This window comes from Polaromonas potterensis (genome assembly GCF_033446725.1).
Classification (GTDB): domain Bacteria; phylum Pseudomonadota; class Gammaproteobacteria; order Burkholderiales; family Burkholderiaceae_C; genus Polaromonas.
In genome coordinates this window covers 446,701-471,696 of the sequence record NZ_JAWQLX010000001.1, presented here as the reverse complement: position 1 = coordinate 471,696, position 24,996 = coordinate 446,701, and the positions used below count along the sequence as shown (strand labels likewise).

22 protein-coding genes are annotated in these 24,996 nt (G+C 64.0%); 16 read left to right on the top strand and 6 right to left on the bottom strand.

Going from position 1 to position 24,996, the window contains the following annotated elements; all coding sequences use genetic code 11:
* The coding region (locus R6254_RS02275) for an autotransporter-associated beta strand repeat-containing protein (RefSeq protein ID WP_318404076.1) at nucleotides 1-4,266 on the top strand (4,266 nt) is incomplete at its 5' end.
* 98 nt (nucleotides 4,267-4,364) lie between these two features.
* Here the strand turns inward: R6254_RS02275 and R6254_RS02270 are convergent.
* Entirely contained in the window at nucleotides 4,365-4,541 is a 177-nt protein-coding gene (locus tag R6254_RS02270) for a hypothetical protein (RefSeq protein ID WP_318404074.1), read from the bottom strand.
* A gap of 153 nt (nucleotides 4,542-4,694) precedes the next feature.
* Here R6254_RS02270 and R6254_RS02265 point away from each other — a divergent pair, with 153 nt between their 5' ends.
* Entirely contained in the window at nucleotides 4,695-5,546 is an 852-nt protein-coding gene (locus tag R6254_RS02265; RefSeq protein WP_318404072.1) for a metallophosphoesterase, read from the top strand.
* Between the two features lie 169 nt (nucleotides 5,547-5,715).
* Nucleotides 5,716-6,267, top strand: a complete 552-nt coding sequence (locus R6254_RS02260; protein ID WP_318404070.1) for a hypothetical protein — start codon at nucleotides 5,716-5,718, stop codon at nucleotides 6,265-6,267.
* A 4-nt stretch (nucleotides 6,268-6,271) separates the two neighbouring features.
* Here the strand turns inward: R6254_RS02260 and R6254_RS02255 are convergent, their stop codons facing one another.
* Together R6254_RS02255 and R6254_RS02250 are read right to left on the bottom strand one after the other, a co-directional pair.
* The gene (locus tag R6254_RS02255; protein ID WP_318404069.1) at nucleotides 6,272-9,088 is read right to left on the bottom strand and encodes an ATP-binding protein; all 2,817 of its coding nucleotides are present in this window, start codon (nucleotides 9,086-9,088) and stop codon (nucleotides 6,272-6,274) included.
* A 313-nt stretch (nucleotides 9,089-9,401) separates the two neighbouring features.
* Nucleotides 9,402-10,226: a M14 family zinc carboxypeptidase gene (locus R6254_RS02250; RefSeq protein ID WP_318404067.1), complete on the bottom strand. Its 825-nt coding sequence runs from the start codon at nucleotides 10,224-10,226 to the stop codon at nucleotides 9,402-9,404.
* Between the two features lie 100 nt (nucleotides 10,227-10,326).
* Between R6254_RS02250 and R6254_RS02245 the strand changes: the two genes are divergently transcribed.
* From R6254_RS02245 to R6254_RS02235, 3 genes are read left to right on the top strand one after another with little or no spacing between them, the layout of a single operon-like run.
* Nucleotides 10,327-10,845, top strand: coding sequence for a flavin reductase family protein (locus tag R6254_RS02245; protein ID WP_318404065.1), 519 nt, complete (start codon nucleotides 10,327-10,329; stop codon nucleotides 10,843-10,845).
* Between the two features lie 4 nt (nucleotides 10,846-10,849).
* A complete protein-coding gene (locus R6254_RS02240) occupies nucleotides 10,850-11,359 on the top strand; it encodes a BON domain-containing protein (RefSeq protein WP_318404064.1) in 510 nt (169 codons plus the stop codon).
* 19 nt (nucleotides 11,360-11,378) lie between these two features.
* Nucleotides 11,379-12,281 carry a DMT family transporter gene (locus R6254_RS02235; RefSeq protein ID WP_318404062.1) on the top strand — a complete coding sequence of 301 codons (903 nt, stop codon included), beginning with the start codon at nucleotides 11,379-11,381 and terminating at the stop codon, nucleotides 12,279-12,281.
* Between the two features lie 12 nt (nucleotides 12,282-12,293).
* Here the strand turns inward: R6254_RS02235 and R6254_RS02230 are convergent, their stop codons facing one another.
* Nucleotides 12,294-12,971 carry a GntR family transcriptional regulator gene (locus R6254_RS02230; RefSeq protein WP_318404061.1) on the bottom strand — a complete coding sequence of 226 codons (678 nt, stop codon included), beginning with the start codon at nucleotides 12,969-12,971 and terminating at the stop codon, nucleotides 12,294-12,296.
* Between the two features lie 50 nt (nucleotides 12,972-13,021).
* On the opposite strand from R6254_RS02230, the gene R6254_RS02225 reads away from it, so the two are divergent.
* The 3 genes from R6254_RS02225 to R6254_RS02215 all read left to right on the top strand — a co-directional run bounded on the left by R6254_RS02225 (nucleotide 13,022) and on the right by R6254_RS02215 (nucleotide 15,973).
* Nucleotides 13,022-13,771 (top strand): enoyl-CoA hydratase/isomerase family protein, encoded by a 750-nt coding sequence (locus R6254_RS02225; protein WP_318404060.1) that lies wholly within the window; start codon nucleotides 13,022-13,024, stop codon nucleotides 13,769-13,771.
* A gap of 67 nt (nucleotides 13,772-13,838) precedes the next feature.
* The gene (locus tag R6254_RS02220) at nucleotides 13,839-14,807 is read left to right on the top strand and encodes a Bug family tripartite tricarboxylate transporter substrate binding protein (RefSeq protein ID WP_318404058.1); all 969 of its coding nucleotides are present in this window, start codon (nucleotides 13,839-13,841) and stop codon (nucleotides 14,805-14,807) included.
* Complete coding sequence (locus tag R6254_RS02215) at nucleotides 14,804-15,973, top strand: CaiB/BaiF CoA transferase family protein (RefSeq protein WP_318404057.1); 1,170 nt, start codon at nucleotides 14,804-14,806, stop codon at nucleotides 15,971-15,973. Before R6254_RS02220 ends, R6254_RS02215 begins: the two co-directional genes overlap by 4 nt.
* Before the next feature lie 16 nt (nucleotides 15,974-15,989).
* Here R6254_RS02215 and R6254_RS02210 read toward each other — a convergent pair whose 3' ends face one another.
* Nucleotides 15,990-16,442 carry a YbaY family lipoprotein gene (locus R6254_RS02210; RefSeq protein ID WP_318404056.1) on the bottom strand — a complete coding sequence of 151 codons (453 nt, stop codon included), beginning with the start codon at nucleotides 16,440-16,442 and terminating at the stop codon, nucleotides 15,990-15,992.
* The gene (locus R6254_RS02205) at nucleotides 16,442-18,553 is read right to left on the bottom strand and encodes an acetoacetate--CoA ligase (protein WP_318404055.1); all 2,112 of its coding nucleotides are present in this window, start codon (nucleotides 18,551-18,553) and stop codon (nucleotides 16,442-16,444) included. The genes R6254_RS02210 and R6254_RS02205 overlap by 1 nt, the downstream gene beginning before the upstream one ends.
* A gap of 97 nt (nucleotides 18,554-18,650) precedes the next feature.
* Here R6254_RS02205 and R6254_RS02200 point away from each other — a divergent pair, with 97 nt between their 5' ends.
* The 7 genes from R6254_RS02200 (at nucleotide 18,651) to fahA (ending at nucleotide 24,996) form a co-directional block, all read left to right on the top strand.
* On the top strand, nucleotides 18,651-19,391 hold the full coding sequence (locus R6254_RS02200; RefSeq protein ID WP_318404053.1) for a TetR/AcrR family transcriptional regulator: 741 nt from the start codon (nucleotides 18,651-18,653) through the stop codon (nucleotides 19,389-19,391).
* Nucleotides 19,388-20,353, top strand: a complete 966-nt coding sequence (locus R6254_RS02195) for an ABC transporter substrate-binding protein (RefSeq protein ID WP_318404051.1) — start codon at nucleotides 19,388-19,390, stop codon at nucleotides 20,351-20,353. Before R6254_RS02200 ends, R6254_RS02195 begins: the two co-directional genes overlap by 4 nt.
* A gap of 8 nt (nucleotides 20,354-20,361) precedes the next feature.
* A complete protein-coding gene (locus R6254_RS02190; RefSeq protein WP_318404050.1) occupies nucleotides 20,362-21,126 on the top strand; it encodes an ABC transporter ATP-binding protein in 765 nt (254 codons plus the stop codon).
* Nucleotides 21,126-21,887 carry an ABC transporter permease gene (locus R6254_RS02185; protein WP_318404048.1) on the top strand — a complete coding sequence of 254 codons (762 nt, stop codon included), beginning with the start codon at nucleotides 21,126-21,128 and terminating at the stop codon, nucleotides 21,885-21,887. Before R6254_RS02190 ends, R6254_RS02185 begins: the two co-directional genes overlap by 1 nt.
* A complete protein-coding gene (locus R6254_RS02180; protein WP_318404047.1) occupies nucleotides 21,887-22,723 on the top strand; it encodes an ABC transporter permease in 837 nt (278 codons plus the stop codon). Before R6254_RS02185 ends, R6254_RS02180 begins: the two co-directional genes overlap by 1 nt.
* 38 nt (nucleotides 22,724-22,761) lie before the next feature.
* Nucleotides 22,762-23,568 (top strand): cyclase family protein, encoded by an 807-nt coding sequence (locus tag R6254_RS02175; protein ID WP_318404046.1) that lies wholly within the window; start codon nucleotides 22,762-22,764, stop codon nucleotides 23,566-23,568.
* 87 nt (nucleotides 23,569-23,655) lie between these two features.
* Nucleotides 23,656-24,996, top strand: a complete 1,341-nt coding sequence (fahA, locus tag R6254_RS02170) for a fumarylacetoacetase (RefSeq protein WP_318404045.1) — start codon at nucleotides 23,656-23,658, stop codon at nucleotides 24,994-24,996.

Sequence of the window (24,996 nt, the reverse complement as noted above, 5' to 3'; positions counted from 1 at the left end):
GGCGGGGTCGTCAACAACGCCAAACTGGCCTTCAACCGCACCGGTACGCTGACGATCGCCAACGCCATCTCCGGCAGCGGCTCTGTCCAACAACTTGGCACGGGCACCACCGTCCTCACGGGCGCCAACGCCTACACCGGCGTCACCACCATCACCGCCGGTACCCTGCAGGTTGGCAGCGGCGCCGGCACCGGCACTCTCGGCACTGGCAACGTCACCGTCGCCACCAACGCCAAGCTGGCCTTCAACCGCACCGGTACGCTGACGATCGCCAACGCCATCTCCGGCGCCGGCTCTGTCGAACAACTTGGCTCTGGCACCACCGTCCTCACGGGGACCAACATCTACAACGGCGTCACCAGCGTCAAGGCCGGCACGCTGCAGGCCGGCAAGGCCAATGCGCTGTCGGCCAACAGTGCCCTCACGCTGGCTACGGGAGCCGCCCTGAATCTGAATAATTTTTCTCAAACCATAGGGTCACTGGAAGGCAGCGGCAACGTCAACCTGGGTTCAGGCACGCTCACCACCGGCGGCAACGACACCTCAACCACCTACGGCGGCATCATTAGCGGCACCGCCGGCAAGCTCACCAAGGTGGGCACCGGCACGATGATCCTGACGGGCGCCAACACCTACGGCGGCGGCACCACCGTCAACGGCGGTGTGCTGCAAGGCAACACCACCAGCCTGAAGGGCAACATCGCCCTCAATAACAACGCCAATGTGGCGTTTGACCAGGCCACGGCCGGCACTTATACCGGCGCCATGAGCGGCATCGGCTCGCTCACCAAGACAAACAGCGGCACGCTGACATTGACCGGTGCCCATACCTACAGCGGCGGCACCACCGTCAGCGGGGGGGTGTTGCAAGGCAGCACCAGCAACCTGCAGGGCAACATCCTCAACAATGCCAATGTAACGTTTGAGCAGACCACAACCGGCACCTATGCCGGCGCCATGAGCGGCACCGGGGCACTGACCAAATCTGGCACGGGCACACTGATTCTTGGGGGTCTTTCGGGCGCCAACACCTACAGCGGCGCAACCCTCGTCAACAGCGGTGGCACCCTGCAGGTCGGTGCGCTCAATACGCTGTCGGCCAACAGTGCCCTCACGCTGGCCACAGGCGCCACCCTGAACCTGAACAACTTCAGCCAAACCATAGGTTCACTGGCCAACGGCGGCAACGTCACCCTGGGTTCGGCCACCCTCAGCACCGGCACGAACAACACCTCGACCACCTATGCCGGCGTCATCAGCGGCGCAGGCGGGCTCGCCAAGGGGGGCTCGGGCACGATGACGATGACGGGGGCCAACACCTACAGCGGCGCCACCAGCGTCAACGCCGGCACACTGACCGTGAATGGCAGCAACGTCAACTCCGCCGTCACCGTCAACAGCGGCGGCACCCTCAGCGGCGGCGGCACGGTCGGCAGCACCACCATCAACACCGGCGGCACGCTCAAAGGCAGCGCCGGCCAGGTGCTCACCACCGGCGCGCTGGTGCTGAACAACGGTGCCAATGTCGATGTGGCCCTGGGCACCCCCAGCAACACCGGCCTGTTCCAGGTCAACGGCGACCTCACACTGGGCGGCAAATTGAACGTCAGCGACCTGGGCGGTTTTGGTGCCGGCGTGTACCGCATCTTCAACTACAGCGGCGCCCTCACCAACAACGGCTTCCTGGTTGGCACGGCGCCAGGCGGCTCGGCGCTGACAGTGCAAACAGCGGTGGACAAACAGGTCAACCTGGTCAATACGGCGGGGCAGACCCTGAATTTCTGGGACGGCAACGCCTCTGCGAACGCGAACAACGGTGTGATCAACGGCGGCACGGGCACCTGGACCGCCAACGCTGGCAACTGGACCAATGCAAACGGCGCACTCAACGCGCCCATGACCCCGACACCGGGTTATGCGGTGTTCCAGGGCACGGCGGGCACCGTGACTGCCAGCAACAGCCAGGGCGCCCTGGCCGTGACCGGCATGCAATTCGCCAGTGACGGCTACACACTGAAAGGCGATGCGATCACGCTGAGCGGCACGCAAGCCATCATCCGGGTGGGCGACGGCAGCGGCAACAAATACACCGCCACCGTCGGCACCACACTCACCGGCAGCGCCGGGCTGGAGAAAACCGATGTGGGCACCCTGGTCCTGACCGGCGCCAACACCTACAGTGGCGGCACCACGGTCAGCGGCGGTGTGTTGCAAGGCGATACCACCAGCCTGCAGGGCAACATCACCAACAACGCCAATGTGACTTTTGACCAGGCCGCGGCCGGCACTTACGCCAGCGTCATCAGCGGCAGCGGCAGCCTGAGCAAACAAGGCACCGGCACCCTGATCCTGAGCGGGGCCAACAGCTACAGCGGCGGCACCACCGTCAGCGGCGGTGTGCTGCAGGGCAACAGCAGCAGCCTGCAAGGCAACATCGTCAACAACGCCAATGTGAGCTTTGACCAGAGCGCGGCAGGCACTTATGCCGGCGTCATGAGCGGCACCGGCGCTTTGAACAAAATCGGCAGCGGCACGCTGACCTTGAGCGGCATCAACAGCTACAGCGGCGCGACCAGCATCAACGCCGGCACGTTGACCGTGACTGGCGCTATGGCCAACTCGGCCGTCAGCGTCAACAGCGGCGCCACACTGAGCGGCAACGGCACGGTCGGCAGCACCACCATCGCGGCCGGCGGCGTGTTGTCACCGGGCAACCCCCTGGGCACACTCAGCGTCAAGGGCAATGCCACTTTTGCGACCGGCTCCACCTACCGCGTGGAAGCCAATGCCGCCGGCAATGCCGACCGTGTCAACGTGAGCGGCAGCGCGACGATCAACGGCGGCAAGGTCGATGTGCAAGCCGGTGCCGGCACCTATGCGGTCAACACCATCTACACCGTGCTCAATGCCGCGGCTGGCCGCACCGGCACCTTTGCCGGCGTCACCTCCAACCTGGCCTTCCTGACACCGACGCTGGGCTACGACGCCAACAACGTTTTCCTGAGCCTGACACGCAACGACGTCACCTACAAAGCCATCGCCGCGACCCCCAACCAGGGCAGCACTGCGGGCGCGCTGCAGAACGCGATCAGCGGTGCGACGGGCGACATGAACACGGTGCTCACGGCCCTGACCAGCCTGTCGGCCGAGCAGGCCCGTGCGGCTTATGACTCGGTCAGCGGCAACAGTCTGGTCGGCCTGCGTGGTGCGGGTTCCAGCTTCACCGCCGGTTTTGGCAACCAGATGCAGGCCCGTATGGGCGCGATGCAAAGCAGCAGCAGCGCTGACGGCGTGGCCAACTCGTTCAGCAACCGGCCGGTGCTGCTGGCCGCGAACGACCATGTGTCGGACCTGATGGCAGCCGGAACGGTGTCGGACTCGCCACAAAATTTCTCGCTGGCCGGTGGCGCGGCTTCTTCCAACCTTCCGTCAAAGAATGATCCCGCCAACGGCTTCTGGCTGCGCGGCAACGGCGGTTTCCAGCGCACCAGCAGCGACAACAACGCCGGCGCCAGCAAGGTGCGCAACAGCGGCCTGAGCGCGGGGTTTGACACCGAAGTGCGCGAAGGTCTGCGTGCCGGTGTGGCCCTGAGTGGCGGCAGCTCCGACCTGACCAGCGGCAACAGCAGCAGCGGCCAGTCACGCGGCAATGCCGTGGCGCTGTACGGCAGTTATGCCAGCGGCCCGTGGAACTTCAGCGGCTCGACCAGCCTGGCGCTTGGCCGCAACCACATGGACCGTGTCGTCACGGTGGGCGCCATCAACCGGGTGGCCTCGTCCGACTTTGGCAGCCGCACCTTGTCGGCTTATGGCGAAGCGGCTTATTCGATGGCGATGACGGGCGGCTGGACCTTGCAACCGCTGGCCGGGCTGTCGCTGAGCCGCAGCAAGGCCGATGGTTTCACCGAAACCGGTGCCGGTGCCTTGAACCTGCAGGTCGCGGGCCAGACCACCACCTCCACCAAATCCTTGCTGGGTGCCAAGGCGGCGTTTGAGGCCGGCAGCGTCCGTCTGGAGCCACGGGCCATCTGGGCGCATGAGTTTGGTGACTTGAATGCGCCTATGACGGCGCAGTTCCAGGGCGCGGTGAATGCATCACCCTTCCAGGTCTCGGGTGTGGCGCTGAAACGTGACACCTTGATCCTGGGCTTCGGGGCTTCGGGCAGCTTCGCCAAAAACATCGACCTGTTTGCCGATGTGCAGGCCGAACACAACAGTCGCCAGAACAACCTGGCGGTGCTGGTGGGTTTGCGGGCGCGCTGGTAAGCACCAGAAGTCCCGGGAGGCCGGTTTACAAGAAAATCGGCCTCTAGCCCATACCATTCGGGCACAAACAGCTACGCTATTGATAGCGAATCAAACCTTCAGCGGACCACACTGAGATAGGCAAATGCGGCGCGGCGCAGCTCCTGGGCCTGCTCCGGGTTGCGGCCGGCACGGTCACCGGCGCTTTCCATCAGTTTTTGCGCAAAGTCCTGGGCCGGGGCCAAGGCCTTGGAAAAAGGCAGCAAACGGGCGAGTCGAGCGATTAGCGTGTTCATGACAAAGTCACCTCAAGATGTTGAAAAATGGCGATGACTTGAGATTAAGGGTTTTCCCTAGGTTTGCAAGCCTGGAAGCGCCCGATTCCCATGCATAAAACGCATAGTTGCCGCAGCGGGCGGGCATAGCCGGGTTTCCCGCACAATCAAGGGGTGAATATCCAGCTCCTTTCCGACCTGCACCTTGAGTCCAATCCGCACTTCAAGGCCCAGTCCCTGCCCGGCGCCGACCTGCTGGTGCTGGCCGGAGACATAGGCTCTTACCAACAGGGCTCAAAGCTCAGCGAACTGGACATCAGCGACTTCGGCCTGGCGCGTTTTTCGCCCCTGCCGGTGGCGCAAGGCGGCGCGGGCTGGCCGACACCGGTGTTTTTCCTGCCCGGCAACCACGAATACGACGGGCTGGATTTTGAGGCCACCCACACACGCCTGCGCGAGACCTGCGAGCGTCTGGGCATGGTCTGGCTGGAGCGTGAAACCGTGGTTTTTCAGGGCCTGCGTTTTGTCGGCTGCACCTTGTGGGCCGACTTTGATGCACTGAGCGCCGACGCCGCCCGCGCCGGCGACATCACGCTGGGCGAGCAACTCCTGGCGCGGGAAAAAGCCTTTCGCGCGGCCAATTTTTACCTCAACAAAAACCACAGCTTTCACAAGGGCGAACCCATGCTGGCTGACGCCGTGCGCGAACAAGGCCTGCAAAGCCAGGCTTGGCTGCGGCAGGCGCTGGCCCAGCCCTTTGACGGTCCCACCGTGGTCATCACCCACTTTGCACCCAGCCTGCTCAGCGCCGACCCGCGTTATGGGCTGACCCCCGGCACAGCGGGATTCTGCAATTCGATCGACGAGTTGCTGCCGCTGGCCCAGCTCTGGCTGCACGGTCATTTGCACTGCCCCATCGACTATGTCAAAAGCGGCTGCCGCGTGGTGGCCAACCCGCTGGGGTATGCGCGCAATGGCGAGCAAGACGGCTACCAGCCCCATCTTCTGATCAAAATCGGGGCTTAGCCTTACCCCTTGGGCGCAAGCAGCTATTAAATCAATAGCATCCAAAACAAACGCAGCCACACGCCGATCCGCTCACGGTTTGTTTCAAATCTGCGCTCCTTTTTTTTGCCGCCGCTGTATCTTGTATTCACACCCGGGTGCTGTTGCCACAGGTGTGCGGGAGATGATCATGAGAAAAACCTGGACTTCCACCCTGGTCTGGCTGATCGCTGTGTCGGCCGCCCTCTTGCTGGCTTGGGTCGCCCCCAATGAAACCCGCGTGATGGGCCAGTTGCCCGTACTCACGGTCAACATCCCGGACCGGCAGGCGATGGCCCTGCCCCATGGGCTACCGGCCGAACGCACCTTGGCCCTGATCACTTTCCGCGGCACCCAGCAAGCGTCTATTGAAGGCTGGATCCATGGCCTGCGGCTCAAGGACGACCCGACCATCGTCTGGGTGCGTATGCCGGTGCTGAACGACCCCGGCGACGCTGACAAGCGCAGCGCCCTTGAAACCAAGCTGTCACGCAAGTACGCGGCCGATGCCGAACACGACCGGCTGATACCCGTCTTCACCGACCGTGAGCAGTTTGTCCGCGCCGCCGGCCTGAACGGCACCGACCAGGTCTACGCGGTGGTGCTGAACCGCCAGGGCGAGGTGCTGGCCCGGGTCGAAGGCGGGTTTGACGCCGGCAAGGCGCAAAACCTGCGCGAAACCCTGCTGGCACAGAACTTCTAGCGCGTCATGCGAGTACAGGCTGGGCCAGCCCTGGCGCCTGGCCCAAGGTGAAATAAAACGTGGCCCCCTGGCCCGGGGCCGACTCGGCCCAGACCCGGCCGCCATGCCGTGTGATGATGCGGTGCACCGTGGCCAGGCCCACGCCGGTACCGGCAAACTCGGTCACCGTATGCAGGCGCTGGAAGGCGCCAAACAGCTTGTCCGCATAGGTCATGTCAAAACCCGCGCCGTTGTCATGCACGGCATACACGGCCTGGCCGTCCGGGCCGCGCGCACAACCGAAGGTGATGCGGGCCTGCGGCTGCTTGGAACTGAACTTCCAGGCATTGCCCAGCAGGTTCTCCAGCACCTGCTGCAACAGGCGTGGATCGCCCTGGGCCCGCAGGTTGGGCGCGATCGCCAGTTGCACTTTCCGGTCGGGCTCACGCTCGCGGTAACCGCTGAGCACGGCATTGGCCATGGCACTCAGGTCGGCCCGGTCCCAACGCAGGCTGATGCGCGAGACCCGGGCCAATGACAGCAGTGCGTCGATCAACTCACCCATTTGCGCCACCCCGGCGCGTATGCGGCTCAGGTAATGCCGGCAACTGTCGCTGACCGCGCTGCCTTCGTTGAAGTCCTTCTCGAGCAGGCCGCTGAAACCATCGATGGCGCTGAGCGGCGTGCGCAAGTCGTGGGAGACCGAGTACGAAAACGCCTCCAGCTCCTGGTTGGCCATCTGCAACTCCGCCGTGCGTTGCCGCACGCGCTCTTCGAGTCCGGCGTTGAGGCGCAGGATTTCTGCCTGGGCCTGCTGGCGCTCCAGGCGCGAGCGGACGTTGCCAATGCCGAAGGCCAGGTTATCAGCCAGCTCCTGCAGCAGCTTGATTTCGTCGTCGGCGAGTTTTTCCACCGACGCGGAGTACAACGCCAGCAAACCGAAAGTGCGGCGGCTATCGCGCAAAGGCAAGACCACGGCGCTGCGGTAACCACGCCGCGCGGCCTCCTCCGGCCAATGGAAGTGGTTGGCGCCCCGCGTGATGTCTTCGCTGACCTTGGCCTGGCCGCTGCGTATGGCCTGGCCGGCCGGCCCACGACCGTTGGGCTGCTCGGCGTCCCAGCTCAGCTGAATGGTGGACAGGTAACCCGCCTCGTGGCCGGCATGTGCCATCGGCAGGATGCTGCGTTTCGCATCGTCCTGTGCATACCCGACCCAGGCCATCTGGTAGCCGCCCACATCCACCGCCAGGCGGCACACCTGCTGCAGCAGGCCGGCTTCGTCGTCCATGCGGGTCAGGGCTTCATTGCAGCGGTTGAGCATTTTCAATGCCCGGTTGGTGCGCGCCAGTTCCTGGTCCGCGAGCTGGCGCTCGGTGATATCGGTGAACACCACCAGCCCGCCTATCAACGCCTGCCCCTGGTTGCGCAGCGGCCGCAGGTTCATGCGCAACACCCGGTCGCCGCTTTTTTCGCTGCGCAGCTGCAAGTCCCAGTTGTCTATGCTTTCGCCGCGTATGGCACGGCTCAGCGGCCTGTCGTGCGGCGTGTAAATCGTCTGGCCGTCCGGCGAAATCAGCGTGTGGTGCTCACGCCAGTCCGTCAGCGTGGTGCCCGCCTCCACGGCAGGAAAAAGTTTTTTCGCCGCCGCATTGAACAGCAGGAAACGGCCATCGACATCGGCCGCAATCACGCCTTCACTCATGCTGTTGATGATCAACTCCAGCAAGTCGTGTTCCTTGCCGATGCGGGCCAGCGCGCCATCCAGTTCTCCCTGACGCAGCTGCAATGATTCGGCCATGCGGTTGAAGGTGCGGGCGAGGTGGCCCAACTCCCCCTGGCCCACCGGCCCGACCTCGACCCGGGCCGCCAGGTTGCCGACGGCCAGCTCATTGGCTTCGTGCAGGATGGCCTGCACCGGCGCGACGATCAGGCGCCGGCCCATCCACCAGGCGCACCCCATGCCGAACAAGGCCGTGCCGAGCAGGACGACCAGTTCCAGCACAAACACATGCCAGGATTTCGCGGCAATCAGCGCACGCGGCATGCTGACCACCACAAACAGCGCGCCGCTCGCGGCACCCGGCACGGGCGCAAAGGCGTAGAGACGCCGATGGCCTTCGGCATCCAGCGCTTCATCGGTGCCGGTCTGCGGGTCTTGCAAAAACCTGCGAACCGCGGCATCGCGCTGCACCGTGCCGACCAGGGCGCTGTCCGCAGGGTGTGTCGCCAGGATGGTGCCCTTGCGGTCGGTCAGGCTCACGCTGACGCCCGCATCAACGGTAACCTCGGCCAGCGCGGCGCTGAACGCATGCACGTCCACGGCGGTGAAGGCCACGGCGCTCAAGACCCCGGTCGGGCTGTACACCGGCATCACAAAACCCACACCCGCCTTGCCGATGCTGCGTTCGGCGCCGTAGTCGCCAATCTCGAATTGCCGGCTGACCAAAACCCGCTTGAACAGGGGGTGCGCACTGGCATTGATGCCGACCCGCATAGGCCGGGAATTGCAGATGACCGTGCCATCTGTCGCCGCCACACCCAAGCCGGCATAGGCCGGCTGCAGCGCCTGCAGGCTGCGCAGGTAGTCACCACACAAATCGGCCTGCTTGTTTTGAACGGTAGCGGAGTTGGCGATGTCGCCCAGCAACTGCTTGGCGGACTCCACCAGCGGCTGCTGGTGCGCCGCGACCAGCAGGGCATCGGACTGCAGACGGGCCTGGGCCAGCCGCAAAGCCGTTGCCTGGTTGTCGGCAGAAACCCAGCCAAACAGGCCGAACACCGGCGTGAGCGCCACCCCGACCAGCAACACCAAACGGGAGCGCAGCCCCCATGAACTCAACATGCCATCGCCTTCTTGTGCCTTTCTATTTTTCACAGGCGCCGTGCAGCCTGCTCGGCCGGCCGGACGACCCTGTCGGCCCCGTGAAACTGCGGCTGACATCGTAGCCCTGAGGACCAAACCTGGACCAGGTTCGCCGCGATGTTTTTTGCCAAACTTCGAAGCGCTCACCCCTTGTCCAAAACACACACGCCATCGCGTCTAGCTCTGCATGGGCGCCCCGGGTCCCTTTTTATAACGTGTGACAGCCATCCCCTCAAGGACTAACGGCTGGTTTTCCTAAAAATTCAGCCTGGGGCCGGCTCGCAGCGCCACCTCATGGTACGCGCGGTGAACGCGGCGGCGCATCAGGGCCCAGGCGTTCGCCCATCCAGCGCAACAGATCCAGCCACATCTGGCGCGTTTCGGCGTCCAGCGGTGTGCGTGTCGCGTTGGGCAGCTCGATGGTAACCACCGGCACGCCCTTGTGCACCCCCCCGTAGTTGCCCAGCGATCCCGGAAAGATCCCGACCTGGTCGAGGTACAGGCGCCCGAGTCGGGACGGCGGCACCGAGGGGCCGTCAAAATCCAGCACGCCATAAGGCGCATGAATGCTGACAATCAGGTTCGGTTGGAAGCGCTGCATCTCGCTGTGCAAAAACGCCGACTCCGGCTCCGACAGCGGCTGGTGGCCCGGCCAGCGGCGCGGGTCCTTGCGCGTGCGTTTTTCCCAGTAGACCTTGGCATCCCGCGCCCAGTTCGGTGTCGGGAAGTTGCGGTTCAGGTCCACGCCATTGGCATTGACGCGGCGCGGCGGCGTGGCCAGCAGGCCGTCGGGATTGAGCGCGGGGATAAAACGCCAGTGGATGGCCTGCGACCAGGGCGCGGCCGTCTGCTCGGCCAGCGCGATCCAGTGCAGCGCCACGGCAGCCGAAGACAACTCGTCGCCATGGATGGCGCCCAGCACCAGCACACGCAGCTTGCTGTCTTCCGGCTGGATGTCGCGTGCCCACAAGGTCCGGCCCTGAACCGACCGCGCCGTCGTGGCCTGAAGCTGGGCGGCCTCGCACAGGCTGCGCTTGACGTTCGGGAGTTTACGAACAAAGTCGTCACAAGGCCCCGCCGCATGGGCGCCAGCCGCTATAAAAAAGGAAGCGGCCAAGACGGCAGCGGGCCAACAGATTCGCATCCAGCAATTTTACGCGGCGGACCGTGGCCGTCGGGGCCGGGCGGCTGCCTGACGCTTCAGGTAAATTAGCCGGATGTTGCCCCCTGCTCCCCCACGTCAAGCCAGCCGACCGAGTTTTTCACCGCGCGAGTTCCGCGCCGCCTTGGGCATGTTTGCCACCGGAGTCACGATTGTTACTGCGCGCACCGCCAGCGGCGAGCTGGTCGGGCTGACGGCCAACTCCTTCAACTCGGTCTCGCTGACGCCGCCACTGGTGCTCTGGAGCCTGGCACAGGCGGCCGGGTCCATGCCCACCCTGAGCGCCGGCTCCCACTACGCCATCAACATCCTCGCGGCCGACCAGAAAGAACTGGCCGAACGTTTTGCCGGCAAACGCGATGGCCGCTGGACTGATGTGGACTGGACCGAAGGGGTGGGCGGCGCACCGCTGCTGACCGGGGCCGCCGCCACCTTTGAATGTTTCAACCGCAGCCGTTATGAAGAAGGTGACCACGTGATTTTTGTCGGCGAGGTGGAGCGCTGCAGTCACCGCGCCGGCGCGGCGCCGCTGCTGTTTCACGGCGGCCGCTTTTACACCGAACACCCCTTGTAAGCCCATGGCGCGGACCTGGCGACCCTTGACCTGCCTGCTTGGCATACTGGCCGCCCTGCTATCCACCAACGTCCGCGCACAAGCCCCACCCGAGAAAAAGAACTGGTTTGACGACCCGTTTTTCCAGCTCAGCAGCGGCCTGACGGCCTGTCCGGTGCCGCTGGGGCCGATGCTGACCGAGGAAGAACAACGCCAGCAAGCCCACGGCCGCATCGAACGCGGCACCCGTTGCTTCAGGGCCGGCCAGTGCCAGGATTTCAATGCCTACCGCTACGACAAAACACTGGCTGTGCCGGTGCAGGCCGCACTTCAGGCTGTGCCTGGGGTGGCCAGCAGCAGCGTCTGGGTCACCATCCAGCGGCGCTGGGTGTTTCTCGAAGGTTGCGTGTCGCAGCCCGCCCTGATCCCGCGCCTGGTGCAGGCGGCCCAGGCCGTGCCGGACGTGGAAGCCGTGGTGCCCCTGCTGATGACAGGCACCCGGGCCAAACCGCGTTATGCGGTCCAAGCGCCCTGAATTTCAACCTTTTTTCTATATGACCTCACGCAAAACCCAGCTCGACACCTTGTCCATGTCCCTGCTGCTGGCCTGCTGCCTGTTCTGGGGTTTCCAGCAGGTGCTGGTCAAGGCCACGCTGGTGGAAGTGGCGCCGGCTTTCCAGGCCTCGCTGCGTTTTGCGGGGGCGACCTTGCTGCTGCTGCTCTGGTGCGCCTGGCGCGGGGTCAAGCTGTTTGCGGCCGACGGCTCATTGCGTGCGGGCTTGCTGGCCGGCGGCCTGTTTGCGGCCGAATTTGCCTGTCTGTATGTGGGCCTGCAATACACCAGCGCCTCGCGGCTCACGGTGTTTCTCTACACCTCGCCGTTCTGGGTCGCCGCCCTGCTGCCCTTCTGGGTCAAGTCCGAAACCCTGAGGCCGGTGCAATGGGTGGGCCTGGCCTGTGCGTTTGCGGCCGTGGCGTTTGCCTTGCGGGAAGGTTTCAGCGCCGGTGCGGCCTCGACCTGGGTCGGCGACACCATGGCGCTGGTCGCCGGCATGTTGTGGGGACTGACCACGGTGGTGATACGTGCCTCGTCGCTGGCCAAGGTGTCGGCGGAAAAACTGTTGTTCTACCAGGTGGCGGTCAGCACCTTGGCCTTGCCGGTCTTGTCGCTGGCGCTGGGCGAGGCCTGGGTCTGGTCCTTCAGCCCGTTTGCCATCACCTCGCTGGTGTTGCAAACCGTGGTCGGCGCTTTTGCCAGCTACCTGGCCTGGATGTGGATGCTGGGGCGTTACCCAGCCACCAAAATTTCCGTGTTTGTGTTTTTAACGCCGCTGTTTGCGCTGCTGTTCGGCGCCTGGTGGCTGAAAGAAACGGCAAGCCCCAGCCTGCTGGCCGCGCTGGTGCTGGTGGCGCTGGGCATTGTGCTGGTGAACCGCAAGCCGCGTGTCGCCGCCTGACTTGTAGCTAACTCACTGCAGCTTGTGGCTCAGCACCAGGTCGGCAAACACCTTGCCGCCTTGCGAAATATGCTCGCGCATGGCCTCGGCCGCGGCCTCGGCGTCACCCGCCAGGATGGCGCTCACGACCGCCTCATGTTCGGCCTGTGAGCGGGCCAGCCGCCCCGCCTTCTCGAACAACTGCCCCCTGAAGGCGGACATGCGCAGCCGCACCGTGCGTGTCTGCTCCACGATAAACGGGTTGCTGCTGGCCGTGTAAATCACCTCGTGCAGCGTGGCGTTGGCGCGCTCATAAGCCGCTGCATCCTGGGCCGCGGCCTGCTCGGCCGTGCCCTGCAAGGCCAAGCGCAAGGCCCCGGCCAATGCCGGGTTGAGCCGCAGGGCGGCCAGCCGGGCCAACACACCCTCCAGTTCCCCCAGCGCTTCCATCATGGCCACCAGTTCACTGGCGCTGGGCCGGTGCACGTAAATCCCCGTGCGCGGAATGATGTCGACCAGCCCCTTGGCGCCCAAGAGCAACAAGGCCTCACGCACCGGGGTGCGTGAGGTTTCAAAGCTTTGCGCCAGGGCTTTTTCGTCAATCGCCATGCCGGGCGCCAGCCTTCCGGTCTGGATGTCCTGCTCCAGTTGCAAACGAATGCGGTCCTGCAAACGGTCGGGGTCTAGGGTTTTTACGGGTTGCCGAGTCATAGGGATATCCATTAAATTTTCAGATATATCTAATAGTCAATCTAATACACATGCTACCCCTGCTTCACATCGATGGCCCCATCGCCAGCATCACGCTGAACCGCCCCAAGGTCGCCAACAAACTCACGCCGGACGACTTGCCGGTCCTGATTCGCCACTTTGAGACTGTCAACCAGGCACCCGAGGTGCTGGTGCTGGTCCTGCAGTCCCAGGGAAAACACTTTTGCAGCGGCTATGATATATCAGAGGTCGGTCAAAGCCAAAACAAAGGCAGCGCCTTTGGCGACATGGTGGATGCACTGGAGGCCTGCCGGGCCGTCACCATCGCCTCCATCCACGGCGGCATTTATGGCGGCGCAACCGACATGGCCCTGGCCTGCGACTTCCGGGTCGGCGGTCAAACCGCGGAGATGTTCATGCCGGCCGCCCGCCTGGGCCTGCACTTCTACGAAAGCGGGCTGACGCGTTACGTGACCCGTCTGGGCCTGGACACCGCCAAACGCCTGTTCCTGACAGCCGAAAAACTCAAGGCCCAGGCCATGCGCGACTGCGGTTTCCTGACCCAGCTGGTCGACGGCCCCTCGCCCGAGGCCGCGGTGCAAGACCTCAGCCAGACCCTGGCCGCCATGGCACCTATCGCCCTGCTGGGCATGAAAAAACATCTGAACCTGATTGCCCGGGGCCAAACCGACCCGGACGCGATCGCCCGCGAGGTGCAACGCAGCATCAGCTCGGACGACCTGCGCGAAGGCGGCCTGGCCTGGCGCGAAAAACGAGCACCGCTGTTCCACGGCCGATAAAACCGGCCGCCGACCCGCATCCACAGCCTTGGGCGCGGGGTCTCAAAAAAACCATAGGAGACAAACCATGAACAAAATCCGATCCACGCTGGGCCTGGCCCTGCTCGCCCTGTGCACCGGGGCCCTGGCGCAAGGCTACCCGAGCAAACCTATCACCCTGGTCGTGGGTTTTCCGCCCGGCGGCGGGGCCGACACCGTGGCCCGTCTGGTGAGCGACAAAATGGGCCGCATCCTGGGCCAGCCCATCATCATCGACAACCGCGCCGGCGCGGGCACCACCATAGGCTCCGACCTGGTGGCCAAGGCGCCCGCCGACGGCTACACGCTGTTACTGGGCAGTGCCAACCTGTATGGCTCGGACCAGCTGCTGTACAAAAGTGTCAAATACGATGGCGCCCGCAGTTTCACGCCGATTTCGCGCTGGTCGTCCGCGCCTCTGCTGCTGGCCGTCAACAAGGATTTCAGCGCCCAGTCGGTCAACGATGTGATCCGGCTGGCACGCCAGAGCCCCGGGAAACTCACCTATGCCTCGTCCGGCAGCGGCGTGATCACGCATCTGGCCGGCCTGTCTTTCACGCAAGCCACCGGCATCGACATGTTGCATGTGCCCTTCAAGGGTGGTGCACCCGCCATCCAGGCGGTCGCCGCCGGTGACGTACAAATGACTTTCGGCACACCCCCGTCCATTCTTCCGCTGGTGCAAGCCGGCAAGCTGCGGATTCTGGCGGCCACGACGGCGCAGCGCTCGGCGCTGTTTCCCAACTCGCCGGGCATGGCCGATGCCGGTGTAAAGGGTTATGACTTCACGTTCTGGTTCGGGTTGTTCGGCCCGGCCGGTTTGCCCGCAGACATCAGCAAGAAGCTGTTTGATGCCAGCGTCGAAGCCCTGAAAGATCCGGAGGTCAAGGCCAGGCTGGAAAAGTCGGGCAATGAAGCGGCACCGTCGGCCTCCATCGAGGCCTTCCGCGAGTGGGCCCTGGCCGAGGGGCGTATCTCCAAGGGACTGACACAACAATCCGGAGCCTCCTTGCAATGACAAATGTCTCCGCCGTGCCCGCCGACGCGCCGCTGCGCGGCATCACCGTCGTGGATCTGACACGGGTGCTTGCCGGTCCTTTCTGCACCCAGATGCTGGCCGACCTCGGTGCCCGCGTCATCAAGGTCGAGCAGCCCGGCCAGGGTGACGACGCGCGCCAGATCGGCCCCTTTGTGGATGGGCAATCGGCTTATTTCATGTCGGTGAACCGCAACAAGGAATCGATTGCGCTGGACCTGAAAGCGCCGGCCGACCGCCAGGTTTTTGAAGCGCTGCTGGAAGGCGCCGATGTGCTGGTGGAGAACTTTCGGCCCGGCACCATGGAAAAACTCGGCTACGACTGGGAGATGCTGCACCGTCGTTACCCGCGCCTGGTGTTCACCTCCGTCTCGGGCTTTGGCCAGACCGGCCCCTACCGCACCTTACCGGCCTACGACATGGTGGTGCAGGCCATGAGCGGCATCATGAGTGTGACGGGCGCGCCCGACGGCGCCCCGGCGCGTGTGGGCGTGTCCATCGGCGACATGGGCGCCGGCCTGTATGCGGTTATCGGAACGCAGTCTGCCTTGCTGAAACGCGAACGTTCCGGCTTGGGCGAACGGGTCGACGTCTCCATGCTGGACTGCCAGGTGGCGCTGCTGGAGAACCCGATTGCACGTTACAGCGCCAGCGGCCAGGTGCCGGGTCCCATCGGCTCACGCCACCCGTCCATGACGCCCTTCGATGTGTTCAAGGCCGCGGACGGCTGGTTTGTCATCGCGGCCGGCAGCGACGCGGTGTTCCAGCGCCTGTGCCCCTTGTTGGAGCTGCCGGCCTTGCTGGAGGACCCGCGTTTTGCCAGCAATGCCGCACGTTGTGAACACCATCAGGCGCTGAAAACGCTGCTGGAGGCCCGCCTGGCCAGCGCGTCGCGCGCGCACTGGGGCGAACTGCTGACCCGCAACGGCATTCCCACCGGGGAATACAACACGGTGCCGGAGATCATGGCGCACCCGCAGGTCAAGGCGCGGGGCATGTTGACCTCGGTGTCCACCGCCGGCGGCACCGCCCTCACGGTGGCGGGCAACCCGGTGCGTGTCGGCAGCCATGGCGCGACGGTGCGCAGCCAGCCGCCCCTGCTGGACCAGGACCGGGCCGCAATCCTGGCCGAACTGGGTAGCCGTTAAAGCCGTCCGCTCTGGCTCAGGGCCGGGCGACCATGTGCAAGATCAAGTCAACATGGTTGCCCTTGCCTTGTGTGAGCACCGGGTAAATCTTGTCGTTGATAAACAGCAACTTGCCGCCCTGCTCGATACGTGCGGCCACGGCATAACGCATGCGGGGGTCAACTTTTGCGGGGTCCACCGTCAACTCGAAAGACAGCGGCACCTGGCTGCGCGTCGTGAAACGCTGCTCGGCCAGGATGTCGGCCTTGGTGTCCATGCGCGAGACATCACGCAGCTGCACAATCACCTCGCTATCGGGCGGCAGTGCGATACGCTGCAAATAAGAAATCGTGCCACTCACGCGCAAGCCGGTGGCTGCGGCCGGCGCGGCGGGCGTTGTGGCCGGCGGCGAAGAGGCCGGGCCGGTGGCACAAGCCGTCAATAAACCGAACACACCCAGCGCGGCCATCGTCATCAGTCGTCGTTTCATCATGCCCTCTTGCTCAGGTAGTTTTCCGAAAACTGAACATACCACGCCAGGCAGGCCGGGTTGGCCATGGCGTCGCGGTTGACGACCTTCTCCAGCGGCTGGCCCAGCAGCAGTTTCTTGATTGGCAACTCCTGCTTTTTGCCCGACAGGGTGCGCGGGATGTCGGCCACCTGAAAAATCGCGTTGGGCACAAAACGCGGCGACAGCGCGGTCTTGATCGCGTTGTTCAGCTTGGCCCTCATGGCCTCGTCCAGCGCCACACCTTCACGTAACACCACAAACAGCGGCATGTAACTGTCCTTGCCCAAATACTCCAGATCGACGACCAGCGAGTCGATCACCTCGGGCAAGGCCTCGACCGCGCTGTACAACTCGCTGGTGCCCATGCGCAGGCCGTGGCGGTTGATGGTGGCGTCGGAGCGGCCGTAAATGATGCAGCCGCCCGCCGGTGTGACCTTCAGCCAATCGCCGTGGCGCCAGACATTCGGGTACATGTCGAAATAACTGGAGAGGTAACGCGCATTGCCCGTGTCACCCCAGAAGTAGAGCGGCATGGACGGAATCGGCTGGCTGCAGACCAGTTCACCCACTTCGCCGATGACGGGCTGGCCGGCTTCGTTCCAGGCCTCGACGGCGCAGCCGAGCAGTCGGCATTGCATCTCGCCGGGGACTTGCGGCAGCTCGCGGTTGCCGCCTATAAACGCACCTGCGAAATCTGTACCACCCGAGATGTTGCACCACCAGATCGGCTCCCCCACGCTTTTCACTTCGTGTAATGCGCTGCCCCCTGAGGGGGTGGTGCTTGCTTGAGGCGGCCCGGCGCGGCGCACGTCCGGTGTGCCTATCTTTTCAAACTGCGCCGTACCCCAACGCTGCGACTCTTCCGACAAAGGTGAACCGGTGCTGCCCAGCGCACGCACTTGCGTCAGGTCACCACAACGCGACAGGTCTATACCGGCCTTCATGCAGTTGGCAAAAAAGGCCGCGCCGGCGCCGAAAAATGTGGCGCCGACTTGGGCGCCAAAACGCCACAAGGTGGTCCAGTCCGGCTGCTCCTTGCTGCCGCCCGGGTTGCCGTCGTAAATGCAGCAGGTCGTGCCATTGAGCAGGCCGCTCATCTGCGCGTTCCACATGACCCAGCCGGTGGAGCTGTACCAGTGAAAGCGTTCGCCCCAGGAGTTGGCCGCGTAGCTGCAACCGACGTCGTTGTGCAGCGTTTTCAACGCCAGCGCCACGATCACGGTGCCGCCGTGGCCGTGAACAATCGGTTTGGGCAGGCCGGTGGTGCCGCTGGAATAAACAATCCACAAGGGATGGTCAAACGGCAGCCAGAGCGGTTCAAAGGCCTGGGTTTGTGCATCATTTCGTGCTGTAGCCCTTTCAAACAGGACGCAATCAGCTATCGAATTGCTAGCGTTTAAATTGTTGTGAAGAATCACATGTTGCACGCTGGGCAAGGCCGCGCGCAACTCGGCAAGCACGGCGCTCCGGTCAACATCGCGCCCGCCATAAGTCACGCCGTCGCAGGCAATCAGCACCTTGGGTTCAATCTGCTTGAAGCGGTCCAGCACGGCGTTGGTGCCCATGTCGGGCGCGCAAATACTCCAGACGCCACCGATGCTGACCACGGCCAGAAACGCCACCATGGCTTCCGGAATATTCGGCAGATAAGCGGCCACACGGTCACCCGGCAACACCCCTTGCGCTTGCAAATGCAGCGCCAGCGAAGCGACCTGGCGGCGTAGCTCCGGCCAGCTCAACGCGCGCGCTTGCTCGCCGCCTGCCAGGCTTTTTTCGTTGTGGCTGATCAAGGCCGGAAAACCGGCGGCATGGGCTTTGCCCACATGCCGGAACACCTGCTGCGCGTAGTTGAACTGCGCACCCACAAACCAGCGTGCGCCCGGCATTTTCCTGTCGGCCAGCACGGCGCTGTGCTTTGTGGGCGACTGCAGTTCAAAGTAGTCCCAGACACTTTGCCAGAACGCGTCGAGGTCGGTGACCGACCAGCGCCACAAGGCATCGTAGGAATCAAACGACAGCCCGCGCGTATCGCGCAGCCAGTTCGTGTAAAGCCGGATCTGGGGAATAAAGGAAGGGGAAGTGGGGGCCATGCGCCACAGGTTAGCGCGGGCCGGCCGGATCGCCAAACTTAAATTATCAGGGTTTGTACGGGTGTGCAACTTTCTTGTACAAGCGTTCAATACTGGCATGACACCGCCCGTGAAACCGTCGTCCTCCGCAACACCCCACGCCCGCAAGGCACGGGATGCAGCGCCCCGCCCGGACCGCAAGCAGGCGATTTTGCTGGCCGCGGAAAAGCTGTTTGCCACACACGGTTACCACGCGGTGACGATACGCCAGATTGCCGACGAGGCCGGCGTGCCGTTGGCGCTGGTGGGTTATTACTACGGCCAGAAGCACGAGCTGTTTCACGCCATCTTTGTGCACTGGTCGGGCACCATCGAACAACGTCTGGCCGAACTCGCCGAAGCCCAGCGGCTCCCGCACGATCCGCACAAGCTGCACCGCATCGTCGAAGCTTTTATCGGACCGGTGCTGCGCCTGCGCGCCAGCCCCGAGGGTGAGTATTACGCGCGCCTGGTGTCCCAGGGCTTGAGCGTGCACTCCGAGGTGGGCGACCCGGTGCTGCGCGAATTTTTCGATCCCCTAGCGCATGCCTTCATCGCCGCACTGCAGCAAACACTGAGCGCCGACAGTCCCAGCGTCACACGCAGCACGGTGGCCTGGTGTTACCAATTCGCCCTCGGCGCCTTGTTACACCACATCCATGACCAGCGTGTCACCCGCCTGTCCGGCGGCGACGTGTTGGCCAACGACCCGGCCGCCGCACCGCTGCTGGTGGCCTTCATCGTCCACGGCATGCGCGGCGTCATCACGCATGCCGCCGTTCCTCTTCCCCCGTCCGCCAAAAAAAGGAGACAACCATGACCCCGTCCCAACCCTTGTTCACGCTCAATCGCCGCAGCCTGCTGGGCAGCGCAGTGGCCGCCCTGGGCGCCGCCACCTTGCCGGCGCAAGCACAAAGCGCCACCAAGATTGTGTTTGGTTACACCGCCGTGAGCGACTTTGTCACCGTGTTTGTGGCCAGCCAGGAAGGCTACTTCAGCAAACGCGGCCTGGACGTGGAGCCCAAGTTCATTCCGCTCAACCCCTCGATCCCGGCCGCGATCCAGTCCGACTCTTTGCAAATGGGCGGCCCCACACCCTCGGTGCATCTGCAGGCGGTGGACGCCGGCCTGGACCAGGTGGTGGTGGCCGGCGGCAATGTGGGCAGCAAGAGCAACACCAACCTGGCTTTTGTCGCGCGTTCGGGCAGCGGTATCAAGACGGCCCAGGACTGCATAGGCAAAAAAATCGGCGTGCCCGGCCTGGGTGCTTTTTTGCATGTGACCTTTCGCGCCTGGCTGAAAAACAGCGGTGTGGACTACACCAAAGTCACTTTCGTTGAAGCCTCTTTCCCGCAACACAGCGACCTGCTGCGTGGTGGCTCGGTCGATGGCGTGGTGACGGCCGACCCCTTCATGTCGCGCATTCTGGCGGCCAACACCGGTTACGTCGCGTCCTACTACAGCACCTTCCTGACCGAAGGCATGCCCAGCATTTTGTTCACCGCGCGGCGCGACTGGGCGCAGAAAAATCCGCAGGCCGTGAAGGCTTTCCGCGAAGCCGTGGTGGAAGCCGCCGCCTTCGTCAACAACCCGAAAAACGACAAGAAAGTGCGCGAACACATCGGCAAATTCATCAAGCTGCCACCCGAGGTCTTGGCCACCATGCAGGTCGGCACGCCCGGCCCGCGGATCAGCGAAAAACAACTGGTCTACTGGCGCGACATGATGCGCGAGCAGAACATGCTCAAGACCGACATCAAGCTGTCGCAACAACTGGTGTAAGGCGAAGCATGACACTGTTGCGTTTCGACCAGGTCGCGATCCAGCTCGGCGGCCGCGAGATTCTTTCACCCACCTCTTTCGAGGTCAAGCGGGGTGAATTTGTCTGCATCATCGGCCCCTCGGGCTGCGGCAAAACCACGCTGCTGCGCGCGGCCGCCGGCTTTCTGACCCCGAGCGCCGGCGCGGTGCTGCGGCACGGCAAGCCAGTGACCGAGCCTTCGCGTGAAGTGGCTTTTGTGTTCCAGGACTATGGCCGCGCCCTGCTGCCCTGGCGCACGGTGGCCGGCAATATCGCGCTGGCGCTGGAGGCCGCCAAAGTGGCACCGGCGCAGCGCCAGGCACGTATCGACGAAGTGCTGCGCACCGTCGGCCTCACAGCCCATGCGCAAAAGTTTCCGGCCCAGCTGTCGGGCGGCATGCAGCAACGCGTGCAGATCGCGCGTTGCCTGGCGCAACAACCCGAACTGATGATGATGGACGAACCTTTTGGCGCACTCGACGCGATGACACGCGCCGGCCTGCAGGACGAGTTGTCGCGGCTGGTACGCGACAGCGGCCTGACGGTGCTGTTTGTCACACACGACCTGGAGGAAGCGATTTACCTGGGCGACCGGGTGGTGGCGCTGCGTGCCAATCCCACGGCGCAAGCGCCCAGCCTGGCCGCGATGATCAACGTTGAAATTCCGCGTCCGCGCGACCAGCTCACGACCAAGGAACACCCCGAATTTTTGCGCCTGCGCCGCGAGCTGTACCAGTTCCTGGGGCACCACTGATGGCCATCCGTTTTCTGCAAACATTGCGCGCGCTGGTATTTCCGGCGCTGCTGCTGATCACCTTCGAATGGTGGGTACGCGGCCTGGGCGGCAGCAGCGATGCACTGGCACCGCCCAGCGCCGCCTTCCTGACTTTTCTCAGCGCGCTGCAGGGCAAAGACCTGTGGCAAGCCACAGGTTTCACACTGGGCACGGCCGGCCTGGGCCTGTTGCTGGGCGCCGGCCTGGGCATGTTGCTGGGGGTGATACTGGGCCTGTCGCCACGCGCCGCACGTATGAGTTTTTTGTCGGTCGAGGTCTTGCGGCCTGTGCCCTCGGTGGCGCTGATCCCGCTGGCCATGCTGGTGTTCGGCTTCGGCCTGCGTATGGAGCTCTGCGTGGTCGCCTTCGCCACCTTCTGGCCCATGTTGATTCTGTCGCAGGCAGCGGCGCGCCAGGTGGAACCCACCTTGCTCGAAGTCGCCAACGCACTCGGCCTGGGGCCAGTAGAACGCGTCTGCAAAATTGTGATTCCGGCCATGGTGCCGCGGCTGTTTGTCGCCTTGCGGCTGGGTGTCGCGATTGCGCTGGTGGTCGCGGTCACGGTGGAAATCGCCGCCAACCCGCACGGCATGGGTTACGCCATGATGATTGCGCAACAAAGCATGGATCCCGCGCTGATGCTGGCCTGGCTGTTCTGGATAGGCCTGACCGGTTTTGCCATCAATGCAGCAACTCTGTACTTGCAGCAGCGGCTGGCACGCCACATGGGAGCGCTGTGATGAGCCAAGGGATAGAAGCCACTGTGCCCGCGAGTTTCTCAGCAACAAAACCGGTGCGGCGCATACCCTGGTTGCCCGCGCTGGAGTCCGCCAGCGTGCTGGCTGCGCTGCTGGTCCTGTGGTGGCTGGCCAGCCACTTCCAGTGGGTGAACAAGGTTTTTCTGCCCACGCCCGAAGCCACCCTGGCGGCGCTGGCCCAGGGCCTGAACCTGGCGCCTGGCGACGTGCCCGGCGAACTCGGGGCCTTCACCCTGGGCACGGTGCAACGTATGTTGAAAGGCTGGTTGCTAGCATCGCTGCTGGGCATAGGCCTGGGTGCGCTCATCGGCATCTCGGCCACGGCGCGCGCCTGGGTTTTGCCCACCCTGGAGTTCATCCGGCCGCTACCGGCCTCGGCCATTTTACCGCTGGCGATTTCCATCTTCGGCCTGAGCGGCAGCATGGTTTTGTTTGTGGTGGCGTTTGGCTCGATGTGGCCGGTGCTGCTGGCCACCATCCATGGTTTTGCCAGTGTCGAGCCACGGCTGCGCGAAGTGGCGGCCGCGCTGCAAATGCGCAAGAGCGCTTTTATCTGGAAGGTGGGCCTGCCCAGCGCCATGCCCGACATCCTGGCCGGCATGCGGCTGTCGATGACGGTCTCGCTGATCCTGGCGGTGGTCGGCGAAATGATCGCCTCGCAGAACGGCCTGGGCCAGGCCATTCTGCTGGCGGCACGGTCTTTTCGCGCCAACGAATTGTTCGCCGGCATCGTTTTGCTGGGCGCCATCGGTTTTGTCAGCAACGCCTTCCTCGCCTTGGCCGAAAAACGGCTGCTGCGCTGGCAGCGCCGCCACTGAATCTAGTTTTTCATCCCGTACACCTTAGGAGAAGCACCATGGCCCGTAGATTTGTAGACTTGTCGATCTTTCTGGAAAACGATGTGCTGAGCGACCCGCCGGCCTTCCAGCCGAAGATCGAATATTTCACCCACGAAAACACCGCCGAACAAATTGCGAGTTTTTTTCCGGGCCTGCGCAAGGGCGACCTGCCCGATGGCGAAGGTTGGGCCGTGGAAAAGGTCAGCCTGTCCACCCACAACGGCACGCATCTGGACGCGCCCTACCATTTCCACTCGACCATGGACAAAGCGCTGGGCGAGAAAAAACCAGCGATTGCCATCCACGAGGTTCCGCTGGAATGGTGTTTCCAGCCCGGCGTGAAACTGGACTTTCGCCACTTCCCCGATGGTTATGTGGTGACCGCCGCCGATGTGGAAGCCGAACTCCAACGCATCGAGCACACGATACAGCCGCTGGAAATTGTGTGCGTGAACACCCGGGCCGGTTCGCGTTATGGCAACCCCGATTACGTGTCGTCCGGTTGCGGCATGGGTTACGAGGCCACCATGTATTTGCTGGAGCGCGGCGTGCGCCTGACCGGCACCGACGCCTGGAGCTGGGACGCGCCTTTTGTGCACACCGCCAAACTCTACGAAGAAACCAAAGACGCCTCGCTGATCTGGGAAGGCCACAAGGCCGGCCGCGATATTGGTTATTGCCACATCGAAAAAATGCACAACCTGGAAGCCCTGCCGGCCAACGGTTTTTTCATCAGTTGTTTTCCGCACAAGATTCGCGGCGCCTCGGCCGGCTGGACCCGTGCGGTGGCGATTTTTGATGACGCGCTGATGGCCTCGCGCTGAAACCGCGCGCCTGCCCCAATTTTAAGAAAAATTGACCTCTAGCCCTTATCCTATAAGCGCAAACAGCTACTAATTTGATAGCAAATCATGCACACACTGAATCACACCCATGACGCCGGCGCCCGCAGCTGGCTGGCCTCGGCCAATAGCGCTGGCGCCGACTTCCCGATCCAGAATTTGCCGTTCTCGGTGTTTCGCCGCCAGGGCAGCAACGAGGCTTTTCGCGGCGGCGTCGCCATCGGCGACCAGGTGATTTGCCTGGCGGCGCTCGCGCAATCCGGCGCCTTGCAAGGCCTGGCCGCCGAGGCCGCCACGGCCTGCGCTTTGCCTGCCTTGAATGATTTTTTTGCGATGGGGCCCGCCGCCTGGAGCGCCCTGCGCCACGCGCTGTTTGCCGCGCTCAAGGACGGCGCCAGCGGCCCGGCCAGCGACGCCGTGCGTGCCGCGCTACACCCGCTGGCCGGCATCGAACACACGGTGCCGACGCACATCGGTGACTACACCGACTTCTACACCTCCATCCACCACGCGCGCAATGTCGGCGCTCTTGCGCGTCCGGACGACCCGCTGACCAGCAACTTCCAGTGGATCCCGATTGCTTATCACGGCCGTGCCTCCAGCATCGGTGTCAGCGGCCAGACATTTCACCGGCCCATGGGCCAGGCGCTGTCCGCACCACCCGCGCCCGGCACGAAGCCGCAGCCGGTCTACGGCCCTTGCGCGCGCCTGGATTTCGAGCTTGAACTCGCGATCTGGATAGGCCAGGGCAATGCCCAGGGCGAGACCATTCCGCTGGCGCAGGCCGACGCACATATCTTCGGCTACGGCCTGCTCAACGACTGGTCGGCGCGCGACATCCAGTTCTGGGAAATGGCACCACTAGGCCCTTTCCTGGGCAAAAATTTCTGCACCACGATTTCGCCGTGGATCGTCACGCAGGAAGCACTCGCGCCCTACCGCCTGCCCTTCACACGTCTGGCCGATGAGCCGCAGCCGCTGGCCTACCTGGACGATGCGGGCAACCGCGCGCGGGGCGCCTTGTCGATCGAGCTTGAAGTGCAGGTCGAGTCGCAGCAGATGCGCGACCAAGGCCTGGCGCCTTCGCGCATCACACGCACCAACTTTTGCCACCAGTACTGGAACGTGAGCCAGATGGTCACGCAACACGCCATGGGCGGCTGCAACCTCAACCCCGGCGACCTGTTCGGCAGCGGCACCATCTCGGGGCCGACGCAAGACCAGGCCGGCGCCATCATCGAGCTGACCCAGGGCGGCAAGGCGCCGATCACGCTGACCAGCAGCGGCGAGCAACGCGCCTTTTTGCACGACGGCGACGCCGTGATCCTGCGCGGCTGGTGTGAAAAACCCGGCTTCGCACGGATTGGCTTCGGCGAAAGCCGGGGCACGGTGTTGCCGGCGCGGGCTTAA